Genomic DNA, 21,082 nt, shown 5'->3' on the forward strand with positions numbered 1-21,082 from the left:
GCTCAGGCACTGAGCACGGAGCGGATCATCTGCAACAACGCCTCGGGCCCGTAAGGCTTGCCGAGCAAATGGGTGTCGGGGCTGAGCTGATGATTGCGCGAGATGATGTCGCGGGTGTGGCCGGAGGTGAACAGCACCGCCACCGGCGGCATTTGCACCTTGGCCCAGGCGGCGAGATCGGAGCTTTTGATCAGCCCGGGCATGACCACGTCGGTGAAGATCAGGTCGACCCGGGCGCCCTCCAGCAACATCTGCATGGCCGCGTCGCCATTCCCGGCGATCAATACCCGATAGCCTTCTTCGCGCAACAGCTCCACCGCCGAAGTGCGCACGGCTTCGTTGTCCTCGACCACCAGAATGGTTTCGTTGCCACCGGCCTGCTGACGGCGCACGCCAGGGGTCTCATTGATCAGCGGCCGCAAACTGCGCGGGAAATACAGTTGCACCCGCGTGCCCTCGCCGATCTGGCTGTCGATCTCGACATGCCCGCCGCTCTGTTTGACGAAGCCGAACACCATGCTCAAGCCCAGGCCCGTGCCCTGGCCATCGGCCTTGGTGGTGAAGAACGGTTCGAACACCTGCTCCAGCATATGCGGGGCAATGCCGACGCCGCTGTCACTGACCGAGACCCGCACGAAATCCCCCGGCACGATGCCCTTGCCGGCGCAGAACGCCCGGTCCAGCGACGTGTTGGCGGCGCCGAGGACGATGGTGCCCTCGCCTTTCATGGCATCCCGGGCATTGATCGCCAGATTGAGAATGGCGTTTTCCAGTTGATTGCGATCGACGTTGATGTGCCACGGTTCTACGGGCAACTGCACGTCAATCTGAATGGTTTCCCCCAGTGCCCGTTGCAGCAATTCGCCGACGCCTTCGAAGATTTGCCGTGGATCGCACACCGCCGGCGACAGCGGCTGACGGCGGGCGAACGCCAGCAGTTGCGAGGACAGCTTGGCGCCGCGCTCCACCGCCGCCAGCGAAGCGCTGACCCGGCGTTGCACATTGGCATTGTTCGGCTCGTGCCGCGCCAGAAGGTGCAGGTTGCCGGCGATCACTTGCAGCAGATTGTTGAAGTCGTGAGCCACGCCGCCGGTGAGGCCGCCGATGGCTTCGAGCTTCTGCGACTGGCGCAATTGCTCTTCGGCGTTGAGGCGTGCTTCCACTTCATCAGCCACGCGCTGCTCAAGGTTGCGGGTGAATTTGAGCAGGGACTCTTCAGCGGTCTTGCGTTCATGGATGTCAATCAGTACGCCGGGGAAACGGTGCGGCTGGCCCCGTTCATCAAACTCGCAACAGCCGCTGGCCAGCACCCACAGATGGCTGCCGTCGGCGCGGATCACCCGGTACTCGGCGTTGTAGGGCTCGCCGGTGCGCACCGAGTTTTCGACGCACTCCTGCACCCAGGGACGGTCATCGGGATGAATGTGCGCCTCGGCAATATGCTGCGGCAGGTTGGTCAGGTCCTGATCCGGGGGAAGGAAAAGGTCCGGGCGAAGCGCTCGTCCGCCGACAGCACGTTGTTTCTCACGTCCCAGACAAACGAACCGAGCAATGCCCCGGCATTCAACGCCAGGCGCACTCGCTCGTTGTCGGCGCGATAGGCGTCTTCGGCAGCCTGGCGCAGGCGTTCGGACAGCACCAGTTCGGTGGTTTCCACCACCATCGCCATGACACCTGCCGGAACCCCGGCGTCGTTGGCCACCGGGCTGTAATAAAGGTCGAGCCAGACATCTTCGGGCACGCCGTCGCGCAGCAGTACCAGATCCTTGTTGCGATATTCCAGGGTGCCGCCCGCCAGACAGGTGTCGACCACATGCCGGTTGAAGTCGGCGACTTCCGGCCAGCCCAGCTCCACCGGTACACCGAGCAGGTACGGATGACGCCCGCCGGCAAACCGCGAATAGGCATCGTTGTAGATCATGTAACCGGCGTGGCCCCAGAGCATGACCATCGGCAACGGCGAGGCGAGCATCAGTTGTACCGTGTTGCACAGGCTGGCCGGCCAGGTTTCGAGGGGGCCCAGATCCGTGCCGCTCCAGTCGAACGCACGGATTCGCCCGGCCATCTCGCCTTGCCAGCCGTCACACCCATGGCTATCGGATAAAAACTGCATTGGCTGCTTCAACGCCTTGTGGTTGATCCGGTTCAATCGCTGCGCGGTCAAGCGTCGCGCCCGTCTGTTTCGAGCGCACCGGGCAACGATGGTTTCATTAGAGGTATAGCCGATTTCACCCTTGCCCGACGCTCAGACTTCGATCAGGTGTTTGAGCGGGTGGTAGCCGGTCTTGAGCTTCGCAGCCACGTCGAGAATCGCCTTCTGAATGCCGTCCAGATGCATGCAGGTCAGTTCGATTGCAGCGCTCTGATTGCCGGCCTCGATGTACTCGATCAACCGCAGGTGCTCGTCGTCGCGGCAGGCTTCGTGGCTGTCGTCATCCAGCGCGGCGGCGTACAGCGAGGCGCGGGAAATCAGCTTCTGGAACCAGTCGAGCAGCACCGGGTTGTTCAGGCTGCGAGCCAGTTTGAGGTGGAACTCGCCGAGCAGGTGAATCAGCCGCTCGTGGTCGCCGGCTGCATGGGCTTCATCTTCCAGCAACAAATGCTCGCGCAGGTCCTGCATCGCGGCGGAGTCCTTGCGCCGGCACAGTTCGGTGACGATGCCGATCTCGATCAGGCGCCGGGTTTCGAACAGCGAACGGATCTCTTCATCGCTGGGCAGCGACACCGACGCACCTTTATTGGGCTCGGTGGTGACCAGTCCGTCGGCCTCCAGTTGCTTGAGCGCGGCGCGAACCGACGTGCGGCTGACATTGAACAATTCCGCCAGCGACGCCTCGCCCAGTTTCATTCCCGGACGCAGCGAACGCTTGCTGATCGCCTCGTAAACCCCTTGGTAGACGCGGTCGACCGTGGTTTCCGTTTTCTTTTCGGTCATTTGAAAGCTCCTTCGATGCTGGCAACGCGACCCGGCGAAAGACTCAGCCAGGGAAATGGGGGTTGCACAAGCAGATTAATCCGGGTATTTCTAAATTGCATTCATATATTGCATACAATAATTAGAGGATTGCACCATTATGGGTCAACCAATAGCAATTGAAGTGCGTAATGTCTCCAAACGGTACTCCGACGATCCCGGCCTCGCGCCAGCCCTCGACAATGTCTCGGTGAACATCGCCGACAATGAGTTCTTCACCCTGCTCGGCCCCTCGGGCTGCGGCAAAACCACCTTGCTGCGCACCATCGCCGGTTTCGAACACGTCAGCGACGGCGAGATCCGTCTGGCGGGCGAAACGGTCAATCACCTGCCGCCGTTCAAGCGTCGGGTCAATACAGTGTTCCAGAGTTACGCGCTGTTTCCGCACATGAGTGTCGCGCAGAATATCGCCTTCGGCCTCGAGATGCAGGGTCTTGATCGCAAGACGATTCCCGGACGGGTCGACGAGATGCTCGCGCTGGTGCAAATGGAGCACCTGGCTGGGCGCAAACCGGCGGAACTGTCCGGTGGCCAGCAACAGCGCGTGGCTCTGGCCCGGGCCTTGGCGCCGAAGCCGAAAGTGCTGTTGCTCGACGAGCCGCTGTCGGCGCTGGACCTGAAGCTGCGCAAGGAAATGCAGGTCGAACTCAAACGCGTGCAGCAGGAAGCCGGGATCACCTTCATTTTCGTCACCCACGATCAGGAAGAAGCCCTGACCCTGTCCGACCGGATTGCGGTTATGTCTGCCGGCAAGATCCTGCAGATCGGTACCCCGACTGACATTTATGAGCGTCCGCAGCACCGTTTCGTCGCCCAGTTCATCGGCGACATCAACTTTCTTCCCGGCCAGCTCAAGCGCGGCGAGCACAACCAGAACCTCTTCGTGCCCAACGGCATGCCGGTGGAAATCCCCTGCCCGCCCCAAGGTGTGAATGGCAGCAGCGTGCAACTGGCGTTTCGTCCCGAGCGTTCGCAACTGGTCACGGCGGACCAGCCGCATCATCTGCGCGGGGTGATCGAGGCCGTGCTGTATGTCGGCACCGCGACCCTGTACCAGTGCCGACTGAACAACGACATCAAAGTCATGCTGCGGGAAAACAACGAAGGCCTGAGCGCGTGTCGCGCGGTCGGTGAACCCGTGGCGGTGCACCTGCCGCCCCAGGCCTGCCTGTTGATGGAGGCCTGAGATGAGCGTCAGCAGCACTTCCCCCTCCCTCAACCGCGCGCTGTTGCTCAGCCCGGTGGTGTTGACCCTGCTTGCCCTGATCGCCATACCGCTGGGGATCATGGGTTACATCAGCCTGCTGCCGCGCAACACCTACGGCGGCGTCGACTGGCAGGCCCAATGGCAACTGCAGAGTTACGTGCAGCTGTTTTTCCAGGAAGGTTTCGACGGCGAACTGGAACTGAACTGGGTCTACGCCCAGGCGCTGTTGCGCTCGGTGTTCCAGGCCGGCGGCACCACGCTGTTGTGTTTCCTGTTCGGCTTTCCGGTGGCCTTGTGGATGTCGAGCCTGACCCCGCGCCGGCGCAACCTGATGGTGTTGCTCATCACCATCCCGTTCTGGACCAACCTGCTGATCCGCAACTACGCGTGGCTGATCATCCTGCGCGAACAGGGCTGGGTCGCCCAGAGCCTCAACGCGCTGTTCCCGAGCGCCGGCGGCATCACCCTGCTCTACAACGACTTCGCCGTCAGCGTCGGTCTGGTCTACAGCTTCCTGCCGTTCATGATTTTGCCGATCTACTCGACCCTGGAAAAACTCGACTGGCGTCTGGTGGAAGCCGCCTATGACCTGGGCGCCAACCGCTGGCATGCGCTGCGCCGGATCATCCTGCCGCTGTCGATGCCCGGGGTGATTGCCGGTGCGTTGCTGGTGTTCGTGCCGAGCCTCGGCGCCTTCATCACGCCGGCGATCCTTGGCGGCGGCAAGACCCTGATGATCGGCAACCTGATCCAGCAGCAGTTCGGCACCGCACGCAACTGGCCGCTGGGCAGTTCGCTGTCGTTCCTGCTGCTGGGGATTCTGCTGTTGTCGCTGGTGCTCTACGCCCTCTACAGCCGCAGTGCGGCGAAAACCCTGAACCGGGGAGCGAAAGCATGATCTCTCTACACCTGAAAAAACTCCCGGCGACCCGGGAAATCAGCCTGCTGATCCTCGCCTATCTGTACGTGCCGATCCTGGTGTTGATCGTCTACAGCTTCAACGCCAACCGCTCGGCGACGGTGTGGACCGAGTTTTCGTTCGCCTGGTACGGGCGGATCCTGGCCAACCCGTCGATACAGACCGCGGCGCTGAACTCGATCATCGTCGCGACCATCGCCACCGTGTGCGCCACGGCGATTGCGCTGCTCGCTGCATTGGCGACCTACCGGCCGTTCTTCGGACAGAAAATGGTCGAGGGCGGAATCAACCTGCCGCTGATCCTGCCGGAGATCGTCACCGCCGTGGCGACCCTGCTGCTGTTCATGGCGCTGGGGATCAAGCTCGGGCTAATGACGGTGATCGTCGCGCACATCGGCTTCTGCATTCCGTTTGCCTACCTGCCGATCCGCGCACGGCTCAACGATCTGGACAAGAGCCTGCTGGAGGCCGCCAACGACTTGTACGCCAACCCGTGGCAAGTGTTCCGTCGCGTGACCTTGCCGCTGTTGTGGCCGGCGGTGTTGTCCGGTTCGGTGCTGGCGTTCGTGGTCAGTCTCGACGATTTCATCATGACCTTCTTCGTCGCCGGCCCCGGTTCGACCACGTTGCCGGTGTACATCTTCTCGGCGATCAAGGCCGGTGTGACGCCCGAGATCAACGCGATCTCGACCCTGATGCTGGTGATTTCCATCGTTCTCGTGGTGCTGGCCTTCTGGCTCGGCCAACGCGGCAAACAACAATAAACCTGGAGCGCGCTCATGAAAGTCAAAAACATGCGTCTGGCAGTATCCGGTCTGGCCCTGAGTTGTTTCACCGCGTTCGGCGCCCACGCCGCCGAGCCCAAGGAATTGTTCTTTTACAACTGGACCGATTACTACCCGGTGGACCTGCTGGCCAAGTTCGAAAAGGAGACCGGGATCAAGGTCACCATGGACGGCTACGACAGCAACGAAACCCTGCTCGCCAAATTGCAGGCCGGCGGCGCGGCGTATGACGTGATCGTGCCGTCGCAGTCGATCATGCAGACGCTGATCAAGCAGGATCTGCTGCTGGAAATCGACACCCCGACCCTGAGCAATTTCCAGTACGTCAAAGGACCGTTCCGCGACCCGAGCTTCGATCCGGGCCGCAAATATTCGGCACCTTACCTGTGGGGCACCACCGGATTCTCCTATGACAGCGCCCGGGTGCCGGGGGGCAAGCTCGACGATTCGTGGAAAGAGTTCTTCGAACCACGCAAGGAACTGCAAGGCCAGCTCGCCGCCCTCGACACCTCCAGCAGCGTGATCAACGCCGCGAGCCATTACCTGAATGTCGACGAATGCACGGAAAACCCGCAGGACGCCAAGCGCATCCTCGAGCTGCTGCAAAAGCAGAAACCGTTTTTGAAGATGTACAGCTCCGACAACACCGTCGACCGAATGGCCTCGGGCGAAGTGATCATGATGCAGAACTGGAACGGCTCGACGGCCCGCGCCACCTTGCAGAAGAACACCATCAAGTACGTGTACCCGCGTGAAGGCGTGGCGATGTTCCAGGACAACTTCGCCGTACCGAAAAGCGCGCCGCATCCGGGCAACGCGAAGATCTTCATCGACTGGATGATGAAGCCCGAAAACGCCGCTGCCGTGTCCAACGCGATTGCCTATGCCAACGGCATTCAGAGCGATCAGTTGCTGGATGCGAAATGGAAAGTCATGGACGCGATCAACATGCCCGAGGAATACGCCTCGCGGCTGCGGCCGGAGAAGGAATGCAGCAATAAGGCGCGGGAGCTGCAGGATCGGATTTGGTCGAAGCTTAAGGGTTGATCGTGGATCGCTGGTTTTATCTGAACGCCGACCACCCAGTTCGACCCGGAAGAGCCCCTCACCCTAACCCTCTCCCAGAGGGAGAGGGGACTGACTGAGTTGTCTTGCGTTGTCCGCCGACCTGAAAGACCTGGTCGATTATGGATTCAGAGCCATTCGTTCAGGTCGGCGTAGCTCATCAATATCCCCCACTCGGTCCCCTCTCCCTCCGGGAGAGGGCCAGGGTGAGGGAAAAATTTAAAGAACAAACGAGGTTCCAATGACTGCCCCCCGCTGGCTCAGAAACATCCGCCCTTACGGCGCCCCCGCCGAAGACCTGCTGATCGAAAACGGCAAGTTCACCCAACGCCGCCCGGCCTCCAATGCTCCATTGGCCGCCACCGATATCGACGGCCAGAACCAGCTACTCACCGCCCCGTTGGTTGAAAGCCACGTCCACCTCGACAAGACCCTGTACGGCCAACCCTGGCGCCCGAACAGCGCCGGCCCGACGCTCAAGGACTACATCAGCAACGAGCGCCGCGTGTTGCGCGAAGTGAAAGCGCCGATTGCCGAACGCGCCGGCGCGCTGCTGGAAAACTGCATCGCCCGGGGTTCGCTGACCATGCGTTGCCACGTCGACATCGACCCGGAATTCGGCCTGCGTCATGTCGAAGCCATGCAGCAACTGCGCGAACGCTACAACGACCTGATCGACCTGCAACTGGTGGTGTTCCCGCAAACCGGTCTGATCAGCCGCCCCGGCACCGCCGAGCTGATGCGTGAAGCCATGGCCCTGGGCGTGGAGAACGTCGGTGGGCTCGACCCCTGCGGCATCGACAACGACCCGATTGCGCAACTGGATTTCGTATTCAAACTGGCCCGCGAATTTCAGCGTGGCGTCGATATTCACCTGCACGACAAGGGCGAACTGGGTCTGTGGCAGATTGCGCGGATCGCCGATTACACCGAGCGCTTCAACCTGCAAAACCGGGTGATGATCAGCCACGCCTATTGCCTCGGCATGCTGCCGTGGAGCCAGGTCAGACCCGTCGCCGAACGCCTCGCTGCACTTGGCATTTCGCTGATGAGTTCGGCGCCGGCCGACTGTGCCGTTCCGCCATTCCTGGCGTTGCGCGAGACTGGCGTCAACGTGTGCCTCGGCTCCGACGGCATCCGCGATGCGTGGTCGCCGATGGGCAACGGCGACATGCTGGAACGGGCGATGTTGCTGGCGTTCCGTTTCGACCTGGGCAAGGACGATGAACTGGCGGCGGCGTTCGAGGCGGCGACGGTCAATGGTGCCCGCGCGTTGGGGGTCGAAGGTTACGGCTTCGACATCGGCAAGCCTGCGGACTTTCTGTTGATGCCGGTCGAAACCCTCGGTGAAGCCGTGGTCGCGCGGCCAGTGCGTCAGGTCTATCGCGGCGGTGAACTGATCGCCAGCGGCGGTCGCTTGCTGGGCAGCCGTCTGTGAAACGGATCGGCCTGAAGGCCGGTTGCGTGGTCGGTTTCGACGGCACGCAACATGTGCTGTGGCGCGACGGCGAAGTGGTGTTTGCCGGCTCGCGAATCGAGTTTGTCGGGCGCGGTTACCAAGGGCCGGTGGATCAGTGGATCGACTACGGCAATGCGCTGATCGGCCCCGGCTTCATCGACCTCGACGCCCTCGGCGACCTCGACTCCACGGTGCTGACCCTGGACAACGGCGATGAACGCGCCATGGGCCGGATGTGGTCGGCAGAGTATCTGGCGGCTGGCCCGCGTGAGTCGTTCAGCCCGGAAGAAGAAGTCTTCAAATACCGCTACGCCTTCACCCAGTTGATCCGCAACGGCATCACCACGGCGATGCCGATCACCTCGATGTACTACCGCGAATGGGCGGAGAGCTACGACGAGTTCGCCGCCGTCGCCGACGTGGCGGGCGAACTGGGGCTGCGCACGTACCTTGGCCCCTGCTACATGAGCGGCATGAGTTACTGGCGCGCCGACGGCACCCTCGCCCACCACTGGGATGAGGCTCGGGGCCTGGCTGGACTGGACGCGGCCGAACGGTTTTTCAAGGATTACGACGGTGCCCATGGCGGACGGATTCGCGGCGCACTGCTGCCGGATCGCATCCAGACCTGCACCCCGGCGCTGCTGCAACGCACATCCGCCCTGAGCCGCGAATTGAACGCACCGATGCGTCTGCACTGCTGTCAGGCGCCCGGTGAAGTGGCGATGGTCGAGCAATTGCGCGGTGCTTCTCCGCTGGGCTGGTTGCAGCAACTCGACCTGCTCAGCCCACGCAGCCTGTTGCCCCACGGCATCTACACCTCGGGCGATGACGATCTGCAACGGGTCATCGACGGCGGCGCGAGTCTGGTGCACTGCCCGCTGGTGTTCGCCCGCGACGGCGAGGCGTTGAATTCGTTCGGCCGCTATCGCGCCAAGGGCATCAACTTCGCCCTCGGCACCGACACCTGGCCGGCGGACTTGCTGGCCAACATGCGCCACGGTTTGAACATCGCCCGATTGATGGAGGGCGGCCCGGCGCTGACCAGCAGCCTCGACCTCTACAACGCCGCGACCCTCGGCGGTGCCGAGGCGCTGGGCCGTGACGACCTCGGTCGCCTGGCACCCGGCGCCAAAGCCGACATCACCGTATTCAGCCTGCGCGGCCTGCATCTGGGCCCGCTGTTCGATCCACTGAAAAACCTGCTGCTGGCCGGGCGCGGCGACGACTGCATCGCCAGTTACATCGACGGTCGCTGCGTGATGCACGACGGTCAGGTCAACGGCGTCGATTACCCGGCCCTGCAACGCCAGGCCCAACGTCAATACGAAAAACTCATGCGCAGCCACAGCTACCGGGCCTTTGGCCGACCGGACTGGAAAACCCTGTTCCGGCCAGCCATTCCCTTCGCCGACGACTACAGCGCCGAGGCGCCGTTGAGCGCCATCGATCCACTTCCTTAGAGATTTCTGCCATGCACAGCTTCGATTTCAGCCAACTGAGCCCACGGGAAAAGTACAAGATCCTGATCGGCAGTGTGGTACCGCGCCCGATTGCCCTGGTCACCACCATCGACGGCGAAGGCCGGGTCAATGCGGCGCCGTTCAGCTTCTTCAACGCGCTGTCAGCGGACCCGCCCATTCTCGCGCTCGGCGTCGAAAACTACGGCGACCAGAGCCCCAAGGACACCACTCGCAATATCCAGATGAACCAGGAATTCACCGTCAACATCGTCAACGATGCACTGGTGGAAGCCATGAACGTCTGCGCCGTTCCGTTCGCGCCGGGCTTCGATGAACTGACCGCTGCCGGCCTGACGGCGATCCCCGGCACCTCGGTCAAATGCCCGCGAATCGGTGAAGCACCGGTGGCGCTGGAATGCCGGCGGATGATGGCGCTGAACATCGGTCAGTCGCGGGAGATCATTTTTGGCGAGGTGTTGATGGCGCACGTGCGCGACGAGTTGATCGACCCGAAAACCCTGTACATCGATCAATTGGGGCTGGATGCGATCGGGCGCATGGGCGGCCATGGTTATGCGCGGACCCGGGATTACTTCGACCTGCCGACCCGCTCGTTGCAAGCGTGGACGGAGGCACCGGGGGGTGGCGAGCGGTTCTGGCCTGGCAAATAAAAAGCGGCCCACCGAGGTGGGCCGCCGTGACAGGTCGATCAGTCAGTGCCGTACTTCGGCGACCGTGGCCCGTACAGCAGGCCTGCCGGATGTCCGGCCGACAGCAGACGATTGCTGGCCACACCGGCAATCGGGTAGCCGGCATCGGTGGAGCTGTTGACGATCTGTTTCACCGCCGCGGTGATCAGCGCGCCGATCAGGCCGCCGCCACTGTTGTTGCCACCCTCTTCGCTCGACGCCCGGGCCGCACCGGTCCACAGGGTGGCACCGGTTTTCAGGTCCACCAGTTTGGCGCTGGCGGTGACGGCGGTTTCGCTACTGATCACCATGTAGCGCGTACCGTACTCGCTGACGGTGATGTACAGCGCCGCGTCGGCACCGAAGATTTCCTGCAGCTTGTTGACCGGCGCCTGATGGATATCATCCGGCGTGGTCAGGCCGTTCTGGCGGAACGTCTCGTCGACCAGGGTAATCGGCAGCACGTAGTAACCGGCCTCGGCCAGCGGGAACGTCACTTGCGACAACAGGCTGTAGGACGCCTTGACGTCCGGCGAGGTGTTCAGCGGCGGCAGTACCAGAATGGACTTCGGACGCGCTTGCTTGTACGCCGAATAGTCCACGGTTTTCGGTGCGACGCAGCCACCGAGAACGGTCAGCGCCAGGCCGGCGGCCAGCAGTTTCAAGGCACGGGAGATCATTTGGCGTCTCCGGTCTTGGCGTTCTTGAGCAAGAAGTCCATGTAAGTGCCGGACTCGGGGAACAGAGTCTTCTCAGTGCGCAGTTGCTGCACCATCTGATCGTCCTTGCCCATGCTCAGGTACAGCAGACCGAGATGTGCGTGGTAACCCGGCGGTACAGGCTTGCCACTGGCGCGGATCTTCTGCAGATCGGCTTCCAGCGCTTCGGCCTGGGCCTCTTTCGGCGTTTCGCTTTTGAAGTATTCGTAGACTTGTGGCTGGTAGCCTTCCCACTGGTACAGGGTTTGCGGGCTGCTGCAACCGGCCAGCAAGGCGCTGGCGGTCAAGGCCATCAGCGACCGAGACAGGGACAGATTCATGGTGTGTTGCTCCTTGCGATGGGCGTCTATCAGTTGCCCGGTTTCCAGGCACCGGCGTTCATGCCATCGACCAGGCGATTGATCGCTTCGCGCATGGCCAGATCGAGGACTTTGCCGTTGAGGGTGGAGTCATAGGCAGCGGTGCCGCCGAAGCCGATGATTTCGCGGTTGGACAAGGCGTATTCGCCGGCGCCCTGGGTCGAATACACCACTTCGGAAGTGCTGATGTTGACGATGTTCAGGTTGACCTTGGCGTAGGCGACCTGAGTCTTGCCACGGCCGAGAATGCCGAACAGCTGATGATCGCCGGTCTCTTTGCGGCCGAACTCGGTGACGTCACCGGTGACCACGTAATCGGCGCCTTTCAGACGCTGGGCCTGGCCCTTGATCGCCGCTTCCTGCTGGATCTCGCCCATGTTGTCGCGGTCGAGCACGGAGAAACGGTTGGTCTGCTGCAAATGAGTGATCAGGATGGTCTTGGCCTGGCCGCCGAGACGGTCGACGCCGTCGGAGAAGATCCCGCGCATGTAGCTCGAACGGTTGTCGAACTTGCCCACGGCCATCGGGATACGGACACCGGTCCAGGCTTGAGTGGCGCTTTCCACCTTGGCCACCGGCAGTGCGCGGGAGCTTTCGGTGGCGCAACCGGAAAGCGAGCCGGCCAGGGTGCCGAGGACGGCAATCGCAACGCCCGAGACCAACATCCGGGAGATCATTCTCACTGTGCATTCCTTCTGAAAAATGATGTGTCCCGGCACGGCAAAAATCGTGAGGGATCGGGAAAGGGCCGGCATTATGCCAAAGTGCCATCAGTGATGACAGGTTTTTTTGACGCCAGTGAATTGGCTTGCGAATCAACTGCTGCTCGTTCCCACGCTCTGCGTGGGAACGAGCAGCAGGCTCAGTGGAAATCGCGGCTTTGCACCCGAATCCCGTTGAGCAACGGGCTGAGATCGCTCAAGCGTCCGGCAATCAGATGCCGGACCTCGCCTTCGCGCTCCCAGCGGCCATCGACCTTGAGCAGTTGCGAGCCGACCAGCACCTGGCGCTGACGCTCGGCCAGATCGCGCCAGACCACCACGTTGACGTTGCCGAACTCGTCTTCCAGGGTCACGAAGGTCACGCCGCTGGCAGTGGCCGGGCGCTGTCGTCCGGTCACCAGCCCCGCCACGCTGACCGGTCGCCCGTGCTCGACCTCCAGCAACTCCCGGGAACTGCGACAGCGCCGCGCCCGCAACTCGTCGCGCAACAACGTCAGCGGGTGCGGCCCCAGCGTGGTGCCGAGGGTGGCGTAGTCGGTGAACAGATCTTCGCTGACACTCGGTGTGGGCAGCCGCACATCGGGCTCCTCCTGACTCGGCAACCCGGCAAACAACCCGAGCTGCTTCTGCACCCCGGCCACCTCCCAGCGTGCCCGATGGCGGTGACCGGCCAGCCCACGTAACGCCCCGGCATCCGCCAGCAACGCCTGGGCCCGACTGTCGAGCCCGGCCCGTTCGCCCAGATCAGCGACATCGGCAAACGCGCCCCTCGCCCGAGCCTTTTCAATGCTCCGCGCATCCTCTTCGCGAAAACCCTTGATCATGCGCAGGCCCATGCGAATCGCCGGTTGCTCGCCGGTGATCGGCTCCAGGCTGCAATCCCAGTCGCTGGCGCGTACGTCCACCGGGCGGATCTGCAAATGATGCCGGCGCGCGTCCTGAAGAATCTGATCCGGGCTGTAGAAACCCATCGGCCAGCTGTTGATCAGCGCACAGGCGAACGCCGCCGGTTCGTGGCACTTGAGCCAGCAACTGGCATAGGTCAGCAAGGCAAAACTGGCGGCGTGGGACTCGGGAAAACCGTAACTGCCGAAGCCCTTGATCTGCTCGAAGATCTGCGCGGCAAATTCCGGGCTGTAGCCGTTTTTCTTCATGCCGGCCGCCAGCCGTTCCTTGTGCGGTTCCAGCCCGCCGTGACGTTTCCACGCGGCCATGGAGCGCCGCAACTGATCGGCCTCCCCGGGGCTGTAGTCGGCAGCGACAATGGCGATCTGCATCACCTGCTCCTGAAACAGCGGCACGCCAAGGGTGCGTTTGAGCACCACCTCCAGCTCCGGCGACGGATAGGTTTCCTTTTCTTCTTTGTTCCGCCGGCGCAAATACGGGTGCACCATCCCGCCCTGGATCGGCCCCGGCCGGACGATGGCCACCTCGATCACCAGATCGTAGAAGTTTTGCGGGCGCAGGCGCGGCAGCATCGACATCTGCGCCCGGGACTCGATCTGGAACACACCGATGGTGTCGGCGCGGCTGATCATGTCGTAGGTCGGGCGATCGTCAGCCGGGATGGTGGCCAGGCTCAGATCCTGGTTGCGATGACGGCGCAGCAGGTCGAAACAGCGGCGAATCGCACTGAGCATGCCGAGGGCAAGGATATCCACCTTGAGCAGCCCGACGGCGTCGAGGTCATCCTTGTCCCACTGGATGATGGTGCGGTCGGCCATGGCGGCGTTTTCCACCGGCACCAGGGTGTCCAGCGGCTGCTCGGAAATCACGAAACCGCCGGGATGCTGCGACAGGTGCCGGGGGAAGCCGATCAGTTGCCCGGTCAGGCTCAGCACCCGGTGCAGGATCGAGCTGTCCGGGTCGAAGCCGTTTTCGCGCAGGCGCTCCACGGGCGGTGTTTCATCGCTCCAGTGGCCGCAGCAGTCGGCCAGCGCGTTGATCTGGTCCGGCGGCAAGCCCAACGCCTTGGCCACATCGCGCACCGCGCCGGCAGCGTGATAGGTGCTGACCACCGCCGTCAGCGCCGCACGACGGCGGCCATAACGACGAAACACGTATTGCAGGACTTCCTCCCGGCGCTCGTGCTCGAAATCCACGTCGATGTCCGGCGGCTCGTTGCGCTCCCTCGACATGAAACGTTCGAACAGCAGCGTGGTGTGATCCGGGTCGATCTCGGTGATGCCCAGGGCAAAACACACCGCCGAGTTGGCCGCCGACCCGCGGCCCTGACAGAGGATTTTCTGCTCCCGGGCGTAACGCACCACGTCGTGCACGGTGAGGAAGTAGCTCTCGTAGCCGAGCTCGGCAATCAGCTCCAGCTCATCGTCGATCTGTTTGAGCACCTTGGGCTGTGCGCCTTTCGGCCAGCGCCAGGCGATGCCTTGTTCGGTCAAATGACGCAGCCAGGAACTGGCGTTGTGCTCTTCCGGCACCAACTCTTTCGGATACTGATAACGCAACTGGCCAAGGTCGAACGTGCAGCGCCGGGCCAGCTTCACGGACTCTTCCAGCAAGGTCTGCGGATACAACTCGCTCAACACATCGAGGCTGCGCAGATGCCGCTCGCCATTGGGGTGCAGGCGCAACCCGGCTTCGGCCACCGGGACGTGATGACGGATCGCGGTCATGGTGTCCTGCAAGGCCCGGCGGCCACGGGCATGCATGTGCACATCGCCGCTGGCCACGGCCGGAATCTGCAGTTCATCTGCCAGACTCAGCAGTGCGGCCAGCCGTTGCTGATCGTTCTGCCCGCGATGCAACTGCACCGTCAGCCACAGCCGCTCGCCGAACGTCTGTTTCAGCCAGCGGCCCTCTTCCACTTCATCGACCGTATCCGGCACCCACAGCACCAGCAACCCCGGCAACGATTCGCTGAAGTCCTCGCGCAGCACCTGATACTGGCCTTTCTGCGTGCGCCGTCGGGCCTGAGTGATCAAGCCGCACAGGGCCTGATAACCCTCGATGTTCTCGACCAGCAACACCAGTTTCGGGCCGTTCTCGATGCGGATCTCGCTGCCGATGATCAGCGGCAGCTCCACGGACTTCGCCGCCTGCCAGGCACGAACGATCCCGGCGAGGGTGCATTCATCGGTGATCGCCAGCGCCTGATAGCCATGCTTCTTCGCCCGCTGGAACAGCTCCAGCGCACTGGACGCACCGCGCTGAAAACTGAAGTTCGACAGGCAGTGCAGCTCGGCATAACCCTCGTTCATGCGAACCAGCCCTGCAGCCACAACGGGCCACCCTCACCCACTGCCCGGTACGCCCAGCCTTGCTGGCCGGCACGGTTCTGGATCAGGTAATAGTCGCGGCGCACGTCGTCACCGTCCCACCAGCCGGACTCGATGCGTTCCGGGCCCATGAGGATGCGCGCAGAGCCTTCGGGCACGGACTGCGGCTCACCCAGCAACCAGCCCGGACGCTGTACGCCGGGCAGCGCAGCACAAGGCTGCTTGTCATCGACGTTCTGCCACGCGCACTCCGGGCGATGATCGGCCTGGAAGCGCAGGCCCTGCACCGCCTCATCCCCCAGCCGCGCGCGCAAGCGCTCACGCAGCTGCTCCCAAGGCAAGGTCTGCTGCGGACGGTCGTCGAACAGTTCCTGAAACTGCGGCACGAAACTCGGCAGATCTTCGGCCCGCAGACGAAAACCGCGCACCGGGGCCTCGACCTGCACCTGCTCCAATCGACCACGGGCCAGCTCGAAGAGCATCGCCGGGTCGCGCTCGGCGCTGAGCAGACCGACCTTGATCAGCGTGTCCGGCAACCCGGCGTGCTCCAGGTGCAGATCGAAGCGCTGCACGCCGCTGTCGCGCCCGCACAAGAACGCCGACAGATCGGAGGTCAGGCGGCGCAAGGGAAACAGCAGCGCCTGATGGGACTGCACGTCGAAATTGAGTTCGATGCGCACATCGAAGCGATCCGGTGGCAGGTAGAACGCCAGCGCCAGTGGCCGTGCGCCGAACAGCGTATCCAGATGCTTGAGCATCGGCGCCTCGAAACGCCGGGCCAGGGCCTGACGCGGCAGGCTCTGCACCTGATGGAGGTGGCGCAGGCCCATGCGCGACAGCGCCGTGGCCACGCCCGGATCAAGTCCGACACGGTCGACCGGCAGTTGACCGAGGTGATGGCGCAAGGCTTCACCATCCGGCACCACCAGTCCGTCATAGGCGTTGGCCAACACTCGCGCCGCCACCGGGTTGGGCGCGGCGACGATGCGGTGGCGAAAGCCCAGCTCCGTCAGCTCAGTACGTAATCGCGCTTCGAACTGCGCCCAGGAACCGAACAGCCCGAGGCTCGATTCGATCTCAAACACCACGGTACGTGGGTAATGCACACTGACCTGGGCGCTGAAGCGATAGGCCCAGGCGGCGAGAAACTGCTGCCAGTGTTCGACCTCGGCGGCGTCGTAATCGACGGTGGCGAACCCTTTGCTCATGGCCTGCGCAGCGGTCATCGACTGCCCCGGACGCAAGCCCAGCGCCCGCGCCGCCGAATTGACCGCTTGGAGCACCCGGCGCTGGGCCGGGCCGCTGAGCAGCGCCAGGGGTTGCTCGGGATCGGGGCGCTGACGCAGCACGGCGTCGAGGGCCAATTGCGGGAACAGAATGCAAACCCAGCGCATGGCGACCTCAATGCCCCACGGCGAAGGCAATCGGTGCAGTGCGCGCCAGACCGCCCCGGCATTTGAGCACGCGCAATTGCGCCGGGCGGGCATCGATGGCAATGCGCAGCGCCGCTGGCGACGGGTTGACCGCCTCGCTCAATGGCCGCCACGCGAACGCCAGGGTCTGGCCGGTTTCCGCCGCCACCTGCAAACGGCGCAAGGCGCGGTCGTCGGCCTTGCGTGGCCAGCACAGCACCGCGCCGCAACTGCCCGAGCGCAGGCATTGTTCCGCCGCCCACAACGCATCGCGTTCGCTGGCCTGGATCACCGACAACTGCCGCAGATCGACCCCGGCATTGGCCCAGGCCTGCGGGTACGGCACGAACGGCGGCGCCACCAGCACGATGCGCTCGCCCGCCGCCGACAACCGCGCCAACGTTGGCCACACCAGTTGCAATTCGCCCACACCGGGCCCGGCCAAAAGGATTTCGCTCAGCGCCGCTTCCGGCCAGCCACCACTGGGCAAGGCGGCGTCCAGCGCCGCATGCCCGGTGGGTTGCGGGCTGGCGGTCGGTGGCGCAGGCCGGCCCTTCCAGACCTGGCCGCCATTGAACAGCGTATCCAGCGCAACGACGGCACCCATCAGCCTTGCCTCACCAGACCGCAGAACACGCCTTCGATGGCCAGATCCTGATCGTCACGCACCACAATCGGCTGGTACGCCGGGTTGCGCGGCAACAGGCGAACCTCATCGCCGACCCGCTCGAAGCGTTTGATGGTGACTTCGCCGTCGAGCCGCGCCACCACGATCTGGCCGTTGAGCGCCTCGGGGTTGCGGCGTACGCCGACCAGATCGCCGTCGAGAATGCCGTCCTCGATCATCGAGTCGCCCTGAACCCGCAACATATAGTCGGGCGTGCGGGAGAACAGCGCGGGATCGAGCATCAGCCGATTGTGGATGTCGACGTCGGCGCCGATGGGTGCACCGGCGGCCACCCGGCCGAGCACCGGCACGTCGAGCAGTTCCGGTCGCGGCGGTTGCCCGAGCAGGCGAATACCCCGGGCCTGATGCGGATTGACCTCGATGAACCCGGCTTCGGTGAGCGCCAGCACATGCTTGCGCGCCACGCTGCGGGAGGCAAAACCAAAAGCCTCGCTGATTTCAGCGAGGCTTGGGGCTGACCATGTTCGGCGATGCGTTCGCGGATAAAGGTCAGGATGGCGGTACGGCGGGGAGTCAGAGTCGTCATGGAGTACATTTGTACTCTTGTGGGAATTTCCTGACAAGCACCGCCAGTCAGCTCAAACCGCGCTCCGCCAGAAACCCTGCGATGTAGTCAATAAACGCCACAACCTTGGCCGTCGCCCGCCGATGACTCGGGTACACCGCCAGAATGTGCGGACCGAAACTGTCCGGGTCGATCTCGTAATCAGCCATGACCCGCACCAGTCGTCCGTCGGCAATGTACGGCGCGGCGCTCCACAACGGCGTGTGCAGCAAGCCGCGCCCGGCCAAAGCGCTGGACAGCAGCAGGTCGTAATTGTCGCTGCGCAACAACGGCGCCGCCGGTTGCGCCAGGCTCAGGCGCTGGCCGTCGCGCTCGGCCCACCAGAATTCGCGGCTGAGCAATGGATGCCGGTACAACAGCCACTCATGCTGGTCGAGGGTTTGCGGCGTGACCGGCAAGCCCTTGCGCGCCAGGTATTCGGGGCTGCCGCACAGCGCCAGACGATTGCTGCCAACCACCCGGGCAATCAGCCCCGGTAAATCGTCATGACCCTCGCGCAGCGCCAGGTCGTAGCCGCTTTCCAGCAGATTGACGAACTCGTCGCACAAATCCACTTGCAGGCTGATCTGCGGGTATTGCTGCAAAAAGCCGTCACACACCTGATCGAGAAACGCCTGACCGTAGGCCAGCGGCGCGGTGATTTTCAGGCTGCCGCGCAGGCCGTGCTGCAACTGCTCGATTTCCTCGCTGGCTTCGTCCAGCCGTTGCAATACCTGCCGTGCGGTTTCCAGATAGAGCCGGCCGATTTCCGTCAGCAGAATCCGCCGCGTGCTGCGCTCGAACAGCCGCGCGCCAAGTTCGGATTCCAGATGATTGACCGCTTTGGTCAGGGCCGACGGGGTCTTGCCCAGTTGCTCGGCAGCGCGGCTGAAACTGCCGAGCTGCGCAGTGACCACGAACATTTTCAGTGCACCCAGCTTGTCCATGCTTTTTCCATTCAGGCAAAAACGTTTTTCGTGAGGGAGGCGTTCTGTCGGGCGTTGGCAGCCACTAATCTGGCCATCAGACGCAATAACAAGGAAATGTTCAATGAAAAGATTCATCCCGCATTTCAGCAAAAACCTGTTGATCGCCGCTGTGAGTTTTGCCTCGATGGAAGCCATGGCCGCCACCGATCTGGTGCTGCTCAACGGCAAGATTTTCACCGCCGACCGCGCTCAACCACAGGTTCAGGCGCTGGCCGTGGAGAACGGCAAGGTGCTGAAAGTCGGCACGGATGCGCAGATCAAAGCTTTGATCGAGCCCGGCACCCAAGTCATCGACCTTAAAGGCCAGGTGCTGATGCCCGGCCTGATCGACAGCCATTCCCACGCGATTTTCGGCGGACTGGAAATGGTCTCGGCCAACATGGAAGACGAGGTGGTCGAACTCGACGAACTGGAAAAGCGCCTGCGCGGCTGGCGTGACGACGGCAAGGCCCGGCATGGCGACGTGTTGAGCGTGGCCGGTATGAGTTCGGCGTACTGGGCCAAGGCTGAAGCGCTGGGCAAAATCTTCAACCACGGCGAATGGGCCGACGTGCCGGTGGTGTTCACCGGCAGCGATCACCACACCGCGTGGGCCAACAACGTGATGCTCAAACGTGCGGGAATCGACGCCGCGCTGCTGAAAACCCTGCCGGACGCGGAAAAAGACACCCTCGGCAAACTGCCCAACGGTGAGCCGAACGGCTTTGTGGTCGACGCCGGTTGGGATCGGGTCGCCTCGAAAATGCCGGTGCCGAGCCCTGCCGACCTGCTCAAGGCTGCGCAATCCGCGGTGCGCTTCAACAACAGCCTTGGCATCACCGCGTGGATGGATCCGGCCGCCAACGCCGCGCCGGGCGAGCCGGTGTTCGCCCTCAAGCCCACCGAGAAAACCGTCGGCGTGTTGCCGGCCTATAAAGCCCTGTCGGACAGCGGCGGCATGACCGCCCACGTTGCTGCGCTGCTGGTGGCCAACCCGAAAAGCGTCCCGGCCGACCTCGACACCCTCGACAAGGTTCGCCAGCAGTTCCAGGGCATCCCCAATCTGACGCTTCCGGGAATCAAGATCTTCGCCGATGGTGTGATCGAGTACCCGGCCCAGAGCGCGGCGATGATCGATCCCTACAGCAACTCGCACAAACAGGGCGAGTTGCTGATCGATCCGCAGCACTTCGGCGAACTGGTCAGCGCCATCGACCAGCGCGGCTGGCTGGTGCACATCCACGCCATCGGCGACCGCGCCGTGCGCGAATCACTGAACGGCATCGCCCAGGCACGCAAGGATCGGCAGAGCGGCGTGACGCACTCGATCACCCACCTGCAAATGGTCAATCCGAAGGAGTTCGCCCGCTTCAAGCCGCTGAACGTGATCGCCTCGATGCAACTGCTCTGGGCCAGCGCCGACGACTACACCACCGACATGATCAAGCCGTACGTCAGCGCCCTCGCCTTCCGTTATCAATACCCGGCGCACTCACTGCTCAAGCAGGGCGCGACGATTGCCGGCGCCAGCGACTGGCCGGTGTCTTCGCCGAACCCGTTCAACGCCATCGCCCAGGCCATCACCCGCACCGGACCGTTGGGCGTGCTCAACGCCGACGAACGCCTGGACCGCGAAACCATGTTCTACGCCTACACCGCCAACGCGGCGCGGACCATCGGGCTGGAGCAACAGATCGGCTCGCTGAGCCCCGGCAAACAGGCGGATTTCATCGTGCTCGACCGCGACGTGTTCAGCGTCGACGACAAGGCCCTGCATGACACGAAGGTGCTGCAGACCTGGTTCGGTGGTCGTCAGGTCTACGCCCCTACCCTCTAGCCGAACTGTTTTCCCTGTGGGAGCCAGCCAGCTCCC

Annotated in this window: 16 protein-coding genes and 2 pseudogenes; 8 read left to right on the plus strand and 10 right to left on the minus strand. The window is 63.2% G+C overall.

The window, feature by feature from the left end; all coding sequences use genetic code 11:
* Positions 1-2: 2 nt before the first annotated feature.
* Together R1A29_RS15365 and R1A29_RS15370 are read right to left on the minus strand one after the other, a co-directional pair.
* Positions 3-2,113: pseudogene (locus R1A29_RS15365) on the minus strand (ATP-binding protein).
* Positions 2,114-2,245: 132 nt separating this feature from the next.
* On the minus strand, positions 2,246-2,935 hold the full coding sequence (locus R1A29_RS15370) for a GntR family transcriptional regulator (RefSeq protein ID WP_085710119.1): 690 nt from the start codon (positions 2,933-2,935) through the stop codon (positions 2,246-2,248).
* Between the two features lie 139 nt (positions 2,936-3,074).
* Between R1A29_RS15370 and R1A29_RS15375 the strand changes: the two genes are divergently transcribed.
* From R1A29_RS15375 to R1A29_RS15405, 7 genes are all read left to right on the plus strand, one after another.
* The gene (locus R1A29_RS15375) at positions 3,075-4,160 is read left to right on the plus strand and encodes an ABC transporter ATP-binding protein (RefSeq protein ID WP_248741851.1); all 1,086 of its coding nucleotides are present in this window, start codon (positions 3,075-3,077) and stop codon (positions 4,158-4,160) included.
* Between the two features lies 1 nt (position 4,161).
* Positions 4,162-5,079 (plus strand): ABC transporter permease, encoded by a 918-nt coding sequence (locus tag R1A29_RS15380; protein WP_085710121.1) that lies wholly within the window; start codon positions 4,162-4,164, stop codon positions 5,077-5,079.
* Entirely contained in the window at positions 5,076-5,864 is a 789-nt protein-coding gene (locus R1A29_RS15385; protein WP_438298794.1) for an ABC transporter permease, read from the plus strand. Before R1A29_RS15380 ends, R1A29_RS15385 begins: the two co-directional genes overlap by 4 nt.
* A 15-nt stretch (positions 5,865-5,879) precedes the next feature.
* Positions 5,880-6,932: an extracellular solute-binding protein gene (locus tag R1A29_RS15390; protein ID WP_114883500.1), complete on the plus strand. Its 1,053-nt coding sequence runs from the start codon at positions 5,880-5,882 to the stop codon at positions 6,930-6,932.
* A gap of 259 nt (positions 6,933-7,191) precedes the next feature.
* The gene (locus R1A29_RS15395) at positions 7,192-8,388 is read left to right on the plus strand and encodes an amidohydrolase family protein (protein WP_438298795.1); all 1,197 of its coding nucleotides are present in this window, start codon (positions 7,192-7,194) and stop codon (positions 8,386-8,388) included.
* The gene (locus R1A29_RS15400) at positions 8,385-9,872 is read left to right on the plus strand and encodes an amidohydrolase family protein (protein WP_438298796.1); all 1,488 of its coding nucleotides are present in this window, start codon (positions 8,385-8,387) and stop codon (positions 9,870-9,872) included. The genes R1A29_RS15395 and R1A29_RS15400 overlap by 4 nt, the downstream gene beginning before the upstream one ends.
* An 11-nt stretch (positions 9,873-9,883) precedes the next feature.
* Positions 9,884-10,543: a flavin reductase family protein gene (locus R1A29_RS15405; protein WP_114883506.1), complete on the plus strand. Its 660-nt coding sequence runs from the start codon at positions 9,884-9,886 to the stop codon at positions 10,541-10,543.
* A gap of 38 nt (positions 10,544-10,581) precedes the next feature.
* Here R1A29_RS15405 and R1A29_RS15410 read toward each other — a convergent pair whose 3' ends face one another.
* The 8 genes and pseudogenes from R1A29_RS15410 to R1A29_RS15445 form a co-directional block, all read right to left on the minus strand.
* Entirely contained in the window at positions 10,582-11,241 is a 660-nt protein-coding gene (locus tag R1A29_RS15410) for a DUF799 domain-containing protein (RefSeq protein WP_192551849.1), read from the minus strand.
* On the minus strand, positions 11,238-11,600 hold the full coding sequence (locus tag R1A29_RS15415; protein WP_085710128.1) for a DUF4810 domain-containing protein: 363 nt from the start codon (positions 11,598-11,600) through the stop codon (positions 11,238-11,240). Before R1A29_RS15415 ends, R1A29_RS15410 begins: the two co-directional genes overlap by 4 nt.
* A gap of 29 nt (positions 11,601-11,629) precedes the next feature.
* Entirely contained in the window at positions 11,630-12,316 is a 687-nt protein-coding gene (locus R1A29_RS15420) for a CsgG/HfaB family protein (RefSeq protein ID WP_167748751.1), read from the minus strand.
* Positions 12,317-12,501: 185 nt separating this feature from the next.
* Positions 12,502-15,579, minus strand: coding sequence for an error-prone DNA polymerase (locus tag R1A29_RS15425; protein WP_438298797.1), 3,078 nt, complete (start codon positions 15,577-15,579; stop codon positions 12,502-12,504).
* A complete protein-coding gene (locus R1A29_RS15430) occupies positions 15,576-16,991 on the minus strand; it encodes a Y-family DNA polymerase (RefSeq protein WP_438298798.1) in 1,416 nt (471 codons plus the stop codon). Before R1A29_RS15430 ends, R1A29_RS15425 begins: the two co-directional genes overlap by 4 nt.
* A 7-nt stretch (positions 16,992-16,998) precedes the next feature.
* Entirely contained in the window at positions 16,999-17,616 is a 618-nt protein-coding gene (gene imuA, locus R1A29_RS15435; RefSeq protein ID WP_438298799.1) for a translesion DNA synthesis-associated protein ImuA, read from the minus strand.
* A pseudogene (gene lexA / locus R1A29_RS15440) lies at positions 17,616-18,232 on the minus strand (transcriptional repressor LexA). The gene imuA and the pseudogene lexA overlap by 1 nt, the downstream one beginning before the upstream one ends.
* A gap of 38 nt (positions 18,233-18,270) precedes the next feature.
* The gene (locus R1A29_RS15445) at positions 18,271-19,188 is read right to left on the minus strand and encodes a LysR substrate-binding domain-containing protein (RefSeq protein ID WP_438298800.1); all 918 of its coding nucleotides are present in this window, start codon (positions 19,186-19,188) and stop codon (positions 18,271-18,273) included.
* Positions 19,189-19,291: 103 nt separating this feature from the next.
* Between R1A29_RS15445 and R1A29_RS15450 the strand changes: the two genes are divergently transcribed.
* Entirely contained in the window at positions 19,292-21,046 is a 1,755-nt protein-coding gene (locus R1A29_RS15450) for an amidohydrolase (RefSeq protein WP_438298801.1), read from the plus strand.
* Positions 21,047-21,082 lie beyond the last annotated feature (36 nt).

This window comes from Pseudomonas sp. NMS19W (assembly GCF_051554255.1).
Taxonomy (GTDB): Bacteria; Pseudomonadota; Gammaproteobacteria; order Pseudomonadales; family Pseudomonadaceae; genus Aquipseudomonas; species Aquipseudomonas kribbensis.